The organism is Arthrobacter sp. NQ4, from assembly GCF_029077345.1.
GTDB lineage: Bacteria > Actinomycetota > Actinomycetes > Actinomycetales > Micrococcaceae > Arthrobacter.
The window spans coordinates 80,149-93,687 of sequence record NZ_JARETC010000004.1 but is presented as its reverse complement, the minus strand read 5'-3'; the positions used below and the strand labels follow the sequence as shown (position 1 = coordinate 93,687).

General features: G+C 66.3%; 12 protein-coding genes and 1 riboswitch. Of the genes, 7 read left to right on the top strand and 5 right to left on the bottom strand.

Going from position 1 to position 13,539, the window contains the following annotated elements:
* Positions 1 to 30: 30 nt before the first annotated feature.
* Positions 31 to 1,506 (bottom strand): cardiolipin synthase, encoded by a 1,476-nt coding sequence (gene cls / locus PUN51_RS08965; protein ID WP_374114924.1) that lies wholly within the window; start codon positions 1,504 to 1,506, stop codon positions 31 to 33.
* 94 nt (positions 1,507 to 1,600) lie between these two features.
* On the opposite strand from cls, the gene PUN51_RS08960 reads away from it, so the two are divergent.
* The gene (locus PUN51_RS08960) at positions 1,601 to 2,527 is read left to right on the top strand and encodes an aminodeoxychorismate lyase (RefSeq protein ID WP_275180620.1); all 927 of its coding nucleotides are present in this window, start codon (positions 1,601 to 1,603) and stop codon (positions 2,525 to 2,527) included.
* A gap of 59 nt (positions 2,528 to 2,586) precedes the next feature.
* Positions 2,587 to 3,051: a pyridoxamine 5'-phosphate oxidase family protein gene (locus PUN51_RS08955; protein ID WP_159630188.1), complete on the top strand. Its 465-nt coding sequence runs from the start codon at positions 2,587 to 2,589 to the stop codon at positions 3,049 to 3,051.
* A gap of 37 nt (positions 3,052 to 3,088) precedes the next feature.
* Here PUN51_RS08955 and PUN51_RS08950 read toward each other — a convergent pair whose 3' ends face one another.
* Entirely contained in the window at positions 3,089 to 3,793 is a 705-nt protein-coding gene (locus PUN51_RS08950) for a TetR/AcrR family transcriptional regulator C-terminal domain-containing protein (protein ID WP_159630186.1), read from the bottom strand.
* A gap of 222 nt (positions 3,794 to 4,015) precedes the next feature.
* On the opposite strand from PUN51_RS08950, the gene PUN51_RS08945 reads away from it, so the two are divergent.
* On the top strand, positions 4,016 to 4,270 hold the full coding sequence (locus PUN51_RS08945; RefSeq protein WP_275180617.1) for a hypothetical protein: 255 nt from the start codon (positions 4,016 to 4,018) through the stop codon (positions 4,268 to 4,270).
* 138 nt (positions 4,271 to 4,408) lie between these two features.
* Here the strand turns inward: PUN51_RS08945 and opgC are convergent, their stop codons facing one another.
* A complete protein-coding gene (opgC, locus tag PUN51_RS08940) occupies positions 4,409 to 6,877 on the bottom strand; it encodes an OpgC domain-containing protein (protein ID WP_275180616.1) in 2,469 nt (822 codons plus the stop codon).
* A 168-nt stretch (positions 6,878 to 7,045) separates the two neighbouring features.
* A riboswitch (SAM riboswitch) is annotated at positions 7,046 to 7,161 on the top strand.
* A gap of 13 nt (positions 7,162 to 7,174) precedes the next feature.
* On the opposite strand from opgC, the gene PUN51_RS08935 reads away from it, so the two are divergent.
* From PUN51_RS08935 to PUN51_RS08920, 4 genes are all read left to right on the top strand, one after another.
* Positions 7,175 to 7,450, top strand: a complete 276-nt coding sequence (locus tag PUN51_RS08935; RefSeq protein ID WP_224023471.1) for a DUF1737 domain-containing protein — start codon at positions 7,175 to 7,177, stop codon at positions 7,448 to 7,450.
* Entirely contained in the window at positions 7,447 to 7,857 is a 411-nt protein-coding gene (locus PUN51_RS08930) for a rhodanese-like domain-containing protein (RefSeq protein ID WP_224023473.1), read from the top strand. Before PUN51_RS08935 ends, PUN51_RS08930 begins: the two co-directional genes overlap by 4 nt.
* Positions 7,858 to 9,066 (top strand): O-succinylhomoserine sulfhydrylase, encoded by a 1,209-nt coding sequence (locus tag PUN51_RS08925; protein ID WP_275180614.1) that lies wholly within the window; start codon positions 7,858 to 7,860, stop codon positions 9,064 to 9,066. It abuts the gene before it with no gap.
* A gap of 64 nt (positions 9,067 to 9,130) precedes the next feature.
* On the top strand, positions 9,131 to 10,570 hold the full coding sequence (locus tag PUN51_RS08920) for an HNH endonuclease signature motif containing protein (RefSeq protein ID WP_275180613.1): 1,440 nt from the start codon (positions 9,131 to 9,133) through the stop codon (positions 10,568 to 10,570).
* Between the two features lie 88 nt (positions 10,571 to 10,658).
* Here the strand turns inward: PUN51_RS08920 and PUN51_RS08915 are convergent, their stop codons facing one another.
* Complete coding sequence (locus tag PUN51_RS08915) at positions 10,659 to 11,885, bottom strand: glutamate--cysteine ligase 2 (RefSeq protein ID WP_159630174.1); 1,227 nt, start codon at positions 11,883 to 11,885, stop codon at positions 10,659 to 10,661.
* A gap of 69 nt (positions 11,886 to 11,954) precedes the next feature.
* A complete protein-coding gene (locus PUN51_RS08910) occupies positions 11,955 to 13,478 on the bottom strand; it encodes a UDP-N-acetylglucosamine 1-carboxyvinyltransferase (RefSeq protein ID WP_275180612.1) in 1,524 nt (507 codons plus the stop codon).
* Positions 13,479 to 13,539 lie beyond the last annotated feature (61 nt).

Genomic DNA, 13,539 nt, shown 5'->3' with positions numbered 1-13,539 from the left:
CTGCAAAGGGTCTTACTGGACAGTGTCGTCTTACTGGACAGTGGCCGTCAGCCGGGCCACGTTGTCCACGTACCGGGCGGCGAGGGGCCGGTTGAGCCAGTCCGCGAGCTTGAGCTCGTGGGAGATGTCCCGGTAGGTATCCTCCACTGCCCGCATCTTGTTCACGATGTCCTCACCCAGCAGCATCACTGACACCTCCAGGTTCAGCGAGAAGGACCGCATGTCCATGTTGCTGGACCCCAGGACCGCTACCTCGTCATCGATGGTGAAGTGCTTGGCATGCAGCACGAACGGGGCTTTATAGAGGTAGATCCGTACCCCGGCTTCGAGGAGTGCCTCGTAATAGGACCGCTGGGCGTGGTGGACCAGGAACTGGTCCCCCTTCTCCGAGACGAACAGTTCAACATCCACGCCGCGCTGGGCCGCGGTGGTGATGGCGTAGAGCAGCGAGTCGTCCGGCACGAAGTAGGGGCTGCAGATGGAGATCCGGTGCTGGGCCGAATAGATGAGGGTGTTGAAGAGCCGGAGGTTGTTCTCCGTAATGAACCCCGGACCGCTGGGAACCACCTGGGCCGTGACGGTGCCGGGTTCCGGGTTCGCCGGGAGCTGCAGCTGGTGTTCCAGCGACTCGTCAGTCTCGCTCAGCCAGTCGGTGGCGAAGACGACGTTCAGGGTGGTCACGATGGGGCCGCGCAGGCACGCCATCAGTTCCACCCATTCACGGCCGGCCTTGCGGTGCCGCGGGTTGTTGTAGGAGGGCTCGATCAGGTTCTGCGAACCCGTGAAGGCGATCTCGCCGTCGATCACCATGATCTTGCGGTGGTTCCGCAGGTCAGGGCGGCGCCACTGGCCGTGGATGGGCAGGAGGGGCAGCATCCGCTTCCACTGGATCTTGCCCGCGCGGAGGCGGTTGAGCAGCTTCCGGTACCCCTTGATGCGCAGCGTTCCGATGTGGTCGAACAGGAGCCGCACCTCCACGCCCCGTTCGGCGGCTTCCTCCATGGCGGTGAGCAGGTCGTTGGTGACGTGGTCCGAACTCATGATGTAGAACTCGGCGTTGACGAACTTCTTCGCCTTCCGCACAGCCTTGGTCATTTCCAGGATGGAATCCGGATAGCCGGGGATCAAGTCCACGGAGTTTCCGTCCACCATGGGCAGCGAGCCCAGGGTGCGGTTGAGCTCAGCAGCGGACTTCACCCACTCCGGGCCGGGGTAGTCGCTTTCCGCATCCGAAAGCGCGGTGATGCCCGCCTGCACGCGTTCGTTGACCAGCTGCTGCTGTGCCCGCCGGCGGCTGGACAAGCGGAAATTGCCGAACAGCAGGAACAGGACGATGCCCACGAACGGAATGAAGAAGATACCCAGCAGCCAGGCCATGGCGGTGGTGGGGCGCCGGTTGCCGGGAATGATGCCCAGCGCCAGGACCCTGATGGCCAGGTCGGCGAAGCCCAGGAGCACCACCACCCATGTGGGCGCGGTGCCGGCAAGCGAAAAAGGCCACAACACGTTTAAAACCCCCGGGGAGATTGGGCCCCGGAGGACGGCTTCCGGCCGGTGCACTCTGCCCAGCTTATCCGCGGTACAGCACTAAGCTGGTGCCATGACCTCTCCAGCCCCCGTGGTTCTTGCCTTCCTCGATCCTGCTTACCCCGACGGCAGGGTGGCCGATGCCACCATACCCCAGCTGCTGGTCACGGATCTGGGGGTCACACGCGGCGACGGCGTCTTCGAAACCATGCTGGCCGTGGGTGGAACGGTGCGGAAGATGCAGGCGCACCTGGACCGGCTTGGGGGCTCCGCCGCAGCACTGGACCTGGCCATCCCGGACCAGGAGGCATGGCGGCGCGTTATTGCGGCTGCGGTGGCCCGGCACCGGTCCGAGAACCCGCCGGCAGACCCCGCCGCCGATGAGCTGGTGGTCAAACTGGTGGTCACCCGCGGCGTTGAAGGCGAGGCGCCCACGGCCTGGGTGCAGGCGTCGCCGGCCGGCGCTGCCGGCCGCAGGCAGCGCGAAACGGGCATCGACGTCATCCTCCTTGACCGGGGCTACGACAGTGATGTTGCCGAACGGGCCCCCTGGCTGCTCCTCGGCGCCAAAACCCTTTCCTACGCCGTCAACATGGCAGCGCTGCGCCATGCCCACAAACAGGGTGCCGACGACGTCATCTTCCTGTCCTCCGATGGCCGCGTGCTGGAAGGCCCCACGTCCACCGTGCTGCTTGCGCATGTGGAGAAGTCCGACGACGGCACAACAGTGAAGCGCCTCATCACGCCCCAGCTGGACAGCGGCATCCTGGCCGGCACCTCCCAGGGCGCCCTCTTCGCGGCCGCCAAGGCGGCGGGGTGGGAACTGGGCTACGGTCCCCTGGAGCCCCGGGACCTCATGGACGCGGATGCGGTCTGGCTGATCTCCAGCGTCCGCCTGCTGGCGCCCGTAAACCGGATCGACGGCAAGGAAATCGGCACCCCGTCCGTCCAGAAGGAACTGACCGCCGAGTTGAGCGAACTTTTCGCCGGCATCCACTAGGCCGCAACAAGCGGCGCAATCCCTTTTCCCACTCCCGCATCACCCGTAAGGTGTGGACCATGGACTCGCGAAACCTGCCGATTGAAAACCTGTCCTTCGACGACTGCTGGGAACTCCTCGACAATGACGCGGTGGGCAGGCTGGCCATCGTGGTGGACGAGCATCCCGAGATCTTCCCCGTGAACTACGCCGTCCACCTGCGCAGCATCGTCTTCCGCACCGCACCCGGGTCAAAGCTTTGGGGCGCCAGGATGGAACGGCCGGCAGCACTGGAAATAGACGGCTACGACCCCGCCTCGGAACAGGCCTGGAGCGTAGTGGTTCGCGGCGAAACGGAAATCATCGAGGACCAGGGCGTTAAGGATGCGGTGGACGCACTCGGCCTGGAACCGTGGCAGCCGGGCGAAAAGGCCCACTACGTGCGGCTGAACGCCAAAGCACTGACGGGGCGCCGGTTCCGCGTGAACCGGCCGGACATCTGGAACACCCGCCTGCAGGACCGGCGCCGCGCGTCCTTCGAATAGCGCCGCCCGGGCAATCCGCCGTCAGCAGGCCCCGGGGTCAGGCGGCGGGGCCTGCCGCCTGCCGTGACAGCTGTGCTTCCAGCCCCGACAGCAGGATGCCAAGTCCCTGGTCAAGTTCCGCCTCGCCGTCGTACTCTGCCAGGGCGGGAGCAAGGGCACGCAGCTTGGGGAATTCCTTCGCCGGCAAACGGTGGAGCCCCAGGCGCAACAGCACCTCGTTCTCTTCCGGATCCACCACGTACTCCTGCAGCTCGTTCAGGATGTGCCCGTAGAGGAAGCCGTAGTAGGCGCGGTAGACGTGGAGGGCATCGGCCGGCGCGAATCCTGCCGAGCCCAGCAGGGACAGGATCTGTTCCAGCGGCCGCAGCGTGCCCAGGGGGCGAAGGCCCAGGGGCGTGGAAAGGGGCCGCGTGACCAACAGGGGAACCACATTGGGATGCTGCAGGGCGAGCGCCCGCAAGCTGTGGGCGATCTTCCGCAACTGGGCTTTCCAGTCCGGGTCCGATGGATGGATGCTTAGCTGGTTGAGTACCAGCTCGGTAACCCCGTCCAGCAGTGCGGCGCGGTTCTCGGCGTAGCGGTAGAGGCTCATCGGATCCCGGCCGAGTTCCTGCCCCAGCCGGCGCATGGTCAGGGCCTCCAGGCTTTCGGCGTCCACCAACTCCAGGGCCTTGGCCAGCACAATGTCCCTGCTCAGCCTCGTTTTGGCCTGCCCGGGCTGGGAAGTGTTGGCGGAAGTCATCACAAAGGTCCTCACTGGCGGCCCTCGTCCCGAAGTAACTGGGACGGTTGCCTCATATCTGGTCTACAGGTAAAGTCTACATCGTAGACAAGATGACCTCTTGAGCTTTTCGGGACCTCTCAAGGAAAGCGGCTACACAATCCTTTGCCACCTTGTGCAGGGCATCGAGGTTCGCCGCTGGAGCCTACCGGCGGCACCACGCACCGAGCGAAGGGACGCCTCATGGCCAATTCGCAGTTTGATCTTTTCCTCCACGAAGCCACCTACGCAGACAATGCCTCGGAATCCAGCCTGGACCGCGACCGCCTCTACGGGCTGTACACCAGCTGGTGCTTCGTCAACGAGCAGCCCACCGGCACCGAGTCCAGTTTCTGGGCTGCCATGAAACACAAAGTCTCGGTTCGCCGCAACGGACTGCGCATGAAGGGGCCGGCCGCTGCGGACTACATCCTCAGCAGCTACCCGCGGCTTGTTTAAGGCCCCCCGGGCTGCCAACGGGCCGCAGGGTAACCAGCGGCGCATGATGACATGCTGTGGCACTTTTGTGCCGCAGCATTTTCATGCCCGGATGCACCCTGGAACCAGGCAAAGGGGCCGTCCCCCAGGCGGGAATCCCTAGGTGGGAACGATCCGGAAAAGGAACCTGGTGCGGACCATCACCCACAACAGGCCCAGGACCACGGCGTAGGCCGCGGTGTTGAGGAAGATGCTCTGCTGCTGGAGCGCCGGGATGTTTGTGACGACGGCGATCAGCACCACATGCATGATGAAGACATACAGCGTGGCGCGGCCCAGCGGAATCAGGAACCAGCCCAGGGCACGCTCCACCGGTTTCCAGTAAGCGCTGAGGAACGCGTAGGCGGCTACCACCAGGACCAGGACGTTGAACAGCCGGCCGGGCGCCAGGTAGGTCCGGCCGAAGAGTGCGTCATACATGGCGCGGTAGGAGGCGTCCGGCATGAGCGCCAAGCGGACGTCGTAGTTGTTGGCCAGGTACGGATTCCCCCAGGACAGGAAGGCCAGCGCAAACGCTGCCGCAGTGCAGGCCGCCACCACCCACGTGTGCGCCGACAACCACGCAACGATGCTGCGGCGGTAGTAGCCAACAACCAGGCCGAGGACGAAAAGCACCTGCCACACCAGCAGGGGAAACGAGTCCTCAAACTGGGATGGCAGGATCCTGAACCGGGTCACGGCGCCTACCGCGTACACGGCGAGCGTCGCCAGCAATACCCAGACGGCCTTGCCGCGGTTCAGCGCCGCAAGGATCAGCGGGCTGGCCAGCAGGAGCACCACGTACAGGCCCATGACGTTGAACTGCCAGGGACCGAACTGCAGCAGCACGATGGCCGGCAGCACCTGCGGCGGCACGGGGAACTGGAACAGCGACGACATGCCGGCGTAGAGGTCGTAGGTCCGGCCGGCGCCGCCGTGTCCTGCGCCGCCGGTCCCCTGGTCCACGAACGTGGTCAGGGCCTCAGTGTGGAAGAACGGGAGCAGGGAAAGAAGGAAGACGCCGATCAGCACGGCCAGGGCGGTCACGTAGAGCTTCCCGGCCCGGCGGGACGTCAGGTCCACCACCCGGCCGAAGTCCTCCTTGGCCTTGGGCCCGTACACCATGCCCACCACCAGGCCGGAGAACAGGACGAACAGCTCCGCGCCTGACACGAAGCCCACCGCCTCCTGGGTGAGCAGCTGGAACAGTGAGGCCATGCCCAGGTGGTTGACCACCACAAAGACAATGGCCAGTCCGCGCAGCAGGTCCACCCGCGAATCCCTGGTGGAAGGGTCCTGGTAGCTCCAGGACGTGGCGGTGTTGATCCGGCGGGGAACCTGCCACAGGGCCACCAGGAGGATGACCATGGCGGCACCAACGGTCCAGGGGGCGGCGCCGGAAAGCGTGTTGGCCCGCACGTAGGTGCCTGTGGACGCCACATCCGTGACAGGGCCGGTGACCATCGGCGATGCCTTCAGCCTGTCCAGGGCGGCCTTGGCAATATCCGGGCTTCCCGTGAGCAGCCAGCTGATGCTTGCCACGCCGGTATCCCGCGTGCTGGTCCGTTCGTCCCACACCACGGCGGCCGTCCCGGCGAAAGCGGGTGACGTGGCAGTGGCCACCACCTGGTCCCACCAGCCCGTCTTGATGTCCGCCTCGGGCGCCCCACCGGACGCAGGGCTGTAGAAGGCCGAAGTCTGGAGGAGGAAAGGCTTTTTGCGTCCCTCCACGTAGGTGCCGTAGAAGTTTTCGCCGCCGGAGGCCGTCAGCATCTCCTGGAGTTCGCCCGGACGCGGCGTCGTGTTGACGGCGGCCCCGCCGGCAGTGTCGTCGTGATAGGCGGTCAGGCCCACCCAGTCCACGGCGTCATCGCCCGGGTAGTAGGGGGCATAGGCGCTGTCGCTTCCGTTCCAGGTCCCGTCCCCGTTCGTATCCAGGAGGGAAAACCCGTCGCTTCCCGGCTCCGGGGCATTCCGGTTCCGTTCAAAGGGGTAGTCCTTGCCCAGGTAAGGCGCCCACACCATGGCGGCCCGGCCGCCGTCGTCCTTCTTGAAGGCTGCCGCCACGGCCTGGAAAGCCTGCCGGTACGTGGCCGGCTGCTGGCCCCAGGCCACCCAGCTGGCATTCATATCGGGGGCGAACCGGACCAGCAGTTGGCCCTTGAACCCCGATGTCAGGTCGCGGACCTGGGCTGCGAACGCTTCCGCCTCCGCGGGGCCGAGCTGGTCCAGGGGCACCGACGGCTTCACCGTGAGCAGGGCGTGGGCGCCTTTGGCTGCAGTTTGCTGCAGGAAGCCGTCGATGTCATTCCGCTCCGATTCGCGGTACGGAATGGTGATGTCGTGGCCGAAGACGGCGGGGCCGGCGCCCAGCCTGTCGCTGAAGCCCGCGGCCGTATCCTCACCCCACTCGAGGACCGCCCCCAGCCACGGCTTGCCCTTGTCCGGTGGAGCAGGCGCCGCGTGTGCCGGGCCTGCCGGGACCACCAGGGCCAGTAGGACGATGAACACCGCGGCGAAAAAGGCTGCGATGGAACGCGGACGGTTCCGCGGGATGGCGGCGTGGTGGTGCGATACGTGTGCCCGCATGCTGACAAGGACCCCCCGGTACTCATTGCTCTGGATACGGGGCGGCGCCCCCGGTAAGAACTTTATCGGCCCATGGGCATAACCCGTGCCGTGACGCGGACGGCTCAATTACGGAACATGACGACGGCGGCGATGCGGCCGGGCGCGGCAGGTGTTACGTTTTTGGGGAGTAATGAGTACCGGCGCCAAGCCCTGACTTGCCGGTCGGCAACCCTCCCTTTCGCGGCGGGGTGCCTCAGGTGAATACTCGGCATATCGACCGATTCGAGCTGCAAGCGTGAGAGAAGGAGATCCGTCGTGTCCGACGCACCCGCCCCTGACGAAAGACTGTCCTACCGCCTGATTACGGGCGCGGACAACCGTGAATTCTGTGAGCGGATCTCCGCTGCACTCGCCGATGGCTACGTCCTGCACGGCAGCCCGGCGGCAACCTTCAACGGCACCACCGTCATCGTGGCGCAGGCAATCGTCCTTCCGGCCGCGATCGCTTCCGCCGACGCCGCCGTGGCCACCGCCGTGGACCAGCTCGATGCCGAATTTGAGGGCGAGTTCGACGGCGAGGGCCACGCATGAGCTACGCGGGAGACCTGACGCCGCAGGAAGCCTGGGCCAAGCTGGAGCAGGGCGCCATCCTGGTGGATGTCCGCACCGAGGGCGAATGGGCCCACATCGGCATCCCGGACACCAAGGCCACGGACAACGATCCCCTGTTCATCCAGTGGACCTTCCCCGGCGGCATCCCCAACCCGGACTTCGTCAAGGACCTCCAGGAGCAGGCGCCGGAGGATCCCCACGCGGAACTGCTGTTCCTGTGCCGGTCCGGCCAGCGGTCCATCGCGGCCGCGACTGCCGCCACCCAGGCCGGCTTCACCGCCTACAGCGTGCTGGAGGGCTTCGAAGGCGAGCCCGACCGCTACGGCGAGCGGACCGTCAATGGCTGGAAGAACCGCGGCCTCCCCACCAACCTCGGAAAGAACTAAGTGACCTTCAACCCAGACGCCCCCGGCTGGAACCCCGACACCCAGGCAGTCCGCGGAGGCCTGGACCGCTCCAACTTCCAGGAAACGTCCGAGGCCATCTTCCTGAATTCAGGGTTCGTCTACGAGTCCGCCGCGGCAGCTGAACGGGCCTTCACCGGCGAGGACGAGCGCTTTGTCTACTCCCGCTACGGCAACCCGTCCGTGGCCACCTTCCAGGAACGGCTCAGGCTGCTCGAAGGCACCGAAGCATGCTTCGCGACGGCGTCGGGCATGTCCGCCGTGTTCACCTCGCTGGGTGCCCTGCTGGCTGCGGGGGACCGGGTGGTGGCCGCCCGGTCACTGTTTGGTTCGTGCTTTGTGATCCTGAACGAGATCCTGCCCCGTTGGGGTGTGGAGACGGTCTTCGTGGACGGCCCGGACCTTGACCAGTGGCGCGAAGCCCTGTCCAAGCCCACCACCGCCGTCTTCTTCGAGTCCCCGTCGAACCCCATGCAGGAGATCGTGGACATCGCCGCCGTCAGCGAACTGGCCCATGCGGCCGGGGCCACCGTGGTGGCGGACAACGTGTTCGCCACTCCCCTGCTGCAGCGCTGCGGGGACCTCGGCGCCGACGTCATCGTCTACTCCGGCACCAAGCACATCGACGGGCAGGGCCGGGTGATGGGCGGTGCCATCCTGGGCACCAAGGAATTCATCGACGGACCGGTGAAGCAGCTGATGCGCCACACCGGCCCCGCGCTTTCCGCTTTCAACGCCTGGGTCCTGACCAAGGGCCTGGAGACCATGGGCCTGCGCGTCAACCACTCCTCGGCGACCGCACTCCGGCTCGCAGAATGGCTGGAGGAACAGCCGGCGGTGAGCTGGGTGAAGTACCCGCTCCTGAAGTCGCACCCGCAGTACGGGCTGGCGGCAAAGCAGATGAGTGCAGGTGGCACGGTCCTTACCTTCGAGCTCGCTCCTTCCGGCGGACGCACGGGCAAGGAAGCGGCGTTCGCACTGCTGGACGGGCTGCGGATCATCGATATCTCCAACAACCTCGGTGACGCAAAGTCCCTGATCACGCACCCCGCCACCACTACCCACCGCGCCATGGGCCCGGAGGGGCGGGCCGCCATCGGCCTGAGCGACGGCGTGGTCCGGCTCTCGGTGGGGCTCGAGGACCCGGAAGACCTCCTCCGCGACCTGGAACAGGCGCTGAAGCAGATCTAGCGGGGGCGGGACCAGGTCCGCCTGGCCAAATACATATGTCAGTGCCTCGTTGGATGATGTCGGTATGGGAACCAGCGGTGGTGTCGGGGTGGTGCTGGCGTCGATCGATGCCTCTGTTGCCGCCCTTGATTCGCTGAACCGTCAGGACTCTTTCCTTGCTGCCGCGGCGGCTGCTGGTGCCGGTGTGGATGTGTTGCAGCGGCGGTATGGGATCCGGCTGGAACGGCTGGAACTTATGGCTCGGCTGGAGGCGCAGCTCGCTGCGATGCAGGCACGGGCCGCTGCTGAGGCAGTGGAGTTCCAGCGCGCCCTGACCCCAGCGGACGCCTCGATCCAGGACCGCACTTACGCGGACATGTCGGTGGTGGAGGAAATCGCCGGGGTGGTGACCATCAGCTCCGCGGCAGCGGGCGCTTTGGTGGACCAGTCACGGCGGATCTGCTCCCTGCCGCACGCCATGAACGCCCTGGCCGCGGGCGCGATGTCCTGGCAGCACGCCCGGATTGTCGCCGACGAAACCGAGGGCCTCACCACTGACGGCGCGGCGTCGCTGGTGGCGCATTTCTTCGACCCGGCCGCACCCCAGCCCGCCCGCGGCGCGGCCCCCGGTGACCTCGTACCGTCACGGTTCCGAGCCAAGGTCCGCGGGTGGCGGGAACGCCATCACCCGGAATCGATCGAGAAGCGCCATGTAAAAGGGGTAGCTGACCGGCGGATGGAATACACCCCCGAGCGGGACGGTATGGCCTGGGTCTCGCTCTACCTCCCCGGGGACACCGCCTGCGCCATCTGGAACCGCACCACCGCCACCGCCCGCGGACTCCAAGGTCCCACCGAAGAGCGCACCCTCACCCAGCTCCGCCCCGACATCGCCGCCTCCCTGCTCCTCGGCGCCGGGCACACCACACAGACCGGGAAACCGATGGAGGCCGGACAGGTCCCTGCGCCGCGGGCCGACGTCCTGGTGATGGTGCCGGTGTTCTCCCTCCTCGGCGTGACCGATGAACCCGCCGTACTGGATGGTTTCGGGCCGATCCCGGCGTCCATGGCGCGCAAACTTGTCGCCGACGGGGCGGAATCGTTCTACCGGGTCCTGGTCGACCCCCGCGACGGCGCACCACTGGAAATTGGCCGGAAAAACTACCGGCTCACCGAAACCATCAAACGCTGGATCAGGATGCGCGATGCCAAGTGCACCTTCCGGGGCTGCGCCAACCGCACCCCCGACAACGAAACCGACCACCTACAAGCCTGGCAACACGGCGGCGCTACCAACGTCGGCAACCTGGCCCAACTCTGCCCCAAACACCACCGGCTCAAACACCACAGCCAATGGGCACCGGACCTGGCCAACAAGAATGAACCACCCGGTTGGACCTCACCAACAGGCAGGCACTACAACCCAGAACACCAGGACTCAGAACCAACCCACTGGCCCGAGGGCATCCTGCCAACACAACGAAGCCCGCTGGAACAGGTCCTTCTACAGCGCCTCGCTACCTAGCACCTGCTTCGCTGCGGGTCTCTACACCTGCCGTTCTACAAGACACCTGAGGTTCTACAAGTCTGCGCGCCTGGCGGCTCTTGCCCCGTCAGGCCTGCCGGACACGCAGCAGCTCGGGCGTAGCCGCCACGTCCGCAAGGTCCAGCGCATCACGCATGGTCAGGTGGACGGCCTGCCGGACCACCGCGCCGAACCCCATGTCCTCCGGCGGCTGCCCCGCCAGGGCCTTGTCGCGGGCGCGGCGCTGTTCAGCGGACCCTGTCCCGCGGGCGATGATGTCCTCCACCCCCTGGCGGGCCAATGCGAGCTCGCCCTGTTCGTCAAGGACGGGGGCCAGGTAATCCACCAGGGAACGCACCACATCCGCAGCCGGCGCCGGCCGGAAGTTGCCAAAGTCCAGCAGTTCGCCGCTCAACCCGGCGCTGCTGGCCTGCCAGGACGCCATCCGCAGCAGGACGGTGGGAACGGGCGCAGGGTCCACGTCGTCCCGCCACTCCCGGCTGGCGGATTCCACAAGTGCCCGGACCAGCACGGCGATGAGTGCGGCGTCCCCGGCACGGAGGCATACGTCCGCCACCCGCACCTCCACCGTGGGGTGGTTGCGGGAGAGCCGCGCGTCGAAATAGAGCATGCCCTCGTCGAGCATGACGCCGCTGTCCAGCAGCCGGGTCACCACCCGGCGGTAGGCAGGGTACGTTCCGTAGATGCCGGCCGGGCCGGCTGTGGGCCAGCGGTTCCAGGCCTGGGTGCGGTAGCTTTCGAAGCCGGTGGGGACGCCGTTCCAGAACGGCGAGTTCGCGCTCAGCGCCGTGAGGACAGCCAGTTTGTCGCGGATGCGGTCCAGGACCGCCACCCCTTCCTCCGGCGATTCGATGAAGGTGTGGACGTGGAAACCGCAGGTGAGCTGTTCCTGGGCGGTGAGGCCGAAGCGCTCCAGCATCCTGGCATAGCGCGGGTCGGGTGTGGTGTGGCTGGGCGATGCCACGGGTGAGGTGGCCAGCGCCGCCACCCTGGCTCCGTGCTTCCGGGCTGCCTGGTCGGCCAGCGCCCGGCCTGCCCGGATCTGCTCCAGCAGGCCGCCGTACTCCCGGCACGGCCGGGTCTGCGTCTCGATCTGCTCAAGCTTGAGCTCGGCACTCAGGCCCATCTCGTCGTCGTAATCCGCCTGGTTGCCGGCATGGCGGCCATCCAGGTCCACGGGAAGATCGTCGGCTGCGACGCGGTGGCTGGCGAGGAGGGCGTCGGCCAGGGCAAGCGGCTCCCCGGACTCCGGATCAACGATCAGGAGTTCTTCCTCTACGCCAAATGTACGCATACGAATATTCTGCGGCAGCGGGCGGCCATTGGAACCGTGGCCCGCCGTTCATGACGAAGCGTGAATGGGTCAGTCCTGGAAGTACTCCACCTTGGCGCCGATGGTGTTCAGCCGCTCCGCCAGGTCCTCGTAACCACGCTCGATCACATAGATGTTCCGCAGCTCGGACACACCCCGCGCTGCGAGCATGGCCAGCAGGAGGCAGGCGGCAGGCCGGAGCGCGGGCGGGCAGCCCACCTCGGCGGCGCGCCACTTGGTGGGTCCGTTGACGTAGATCCGGTGCGGGTCCAGGAGCTGCACCTGCGCGCCGAGCCGGTTCAGCTCCGTCAGGTAGATGGCGCGGTTCTCGTACACCCAGTCGTGGATCATGGTCTGGCCGTGGGCGTTCGCAGCAATGACGGCGAAGAACGGCAGGTTGTCGATATTCAGCCCGGGGAACGGCATGGGGTGGATCTTGTCCTCCGGGGCACGCAGCTCGGAGGGTTTGGTGGTCACGTCCACCAGGCGGGTGCGGCCGTTGCGGGCCATGTACTCGCCCGAAATCTCCAGCTTCTGCCCCATCTGGCCCAGAGTGGCCAGTTCGATCTCCATGAATTCGATGGGCACCCGGCGCACGGTGACTTCGGAGTTGGTGACGATGCCGGCCGTGATGAGGCTCATGGCCTCGATGGGATCCTCGGAGGGGAAGTATTCAATCTCGGCGTCGATTTCCGGCTGCCCGGTGATCTTCAACGTGGTGGTGCCCACGCCTTCAATGGTGACGCCGAGCATCTGCAGGTAGAAGCACAGGTCCTGCACCATGTAGTTGGGGCTGGCGTTGCGGATCACGGTTGTTCCGGCGCGGTGCGCCGCGGCCATGATCGCATTTTCGGTGACGGTGTCCCCGCGTTCGGTGAGGACGAAGGAGCGGTCCCGGGTATCGGCGGGCGGCGCCTGCACGGTGTAGAAACCTGCGGTGGCCTCCACTGACAGGTCGAACTCGCGCAGTGCCTGCATGTGGGGTTCCACGGTCCGGGTGCCCAGGTCGCAGCCGCCGGCGTAGGGAAGCCGGTACTCACGGGACTCATCCAGCAGGGGGCCCAGCAGCATGATGACGCTGCGGGTCCGGCGTGCCGCGTCCACGTCCATGGCGTCCAGGTCCAGGACGGCAGGGCGGCGCAGGCGGAGATCCGTGTCATTGAGCCAGGTGCACTCGACACCGATGCTGGTCAGGACCTCGACGATGCGGTTGACTTCCTCGATCCGGGCCAGGCGCCGGAGCACTGTGGTGCCCCTGTTGATCAGGCTGGCGCACAGCAGGGCGACGCCGGCGTTCTTGCTGCTGTTGACGTCGACGGCTCCGGAGAGGGTGCGGCCGCCTTCCACCCGCAGGTGGGTCATCTGCGGCTTGGCCACGTTCACGATGCTGCGGTCAAAGATGTTTTCCAGCCGCTGGATCATTTTCAGGCTCAGGTTCTGCTTGCCCTGTTCCATCCGGGCCACGGCGCTCTGGCTGGTGCCAAGTTCGGCGGCCAACTGCCCCTGGGTCCACCCTTTCTCGCTCCGGGCGTCCCTCAGCATGGCGGCAACGTGTTCAGCGGTCTCCTGGATCATACCGCGAATATATCATAAATGAGTTATCCAGCCTTCGTGGCAGCTACCCGCGGGCGCGGAA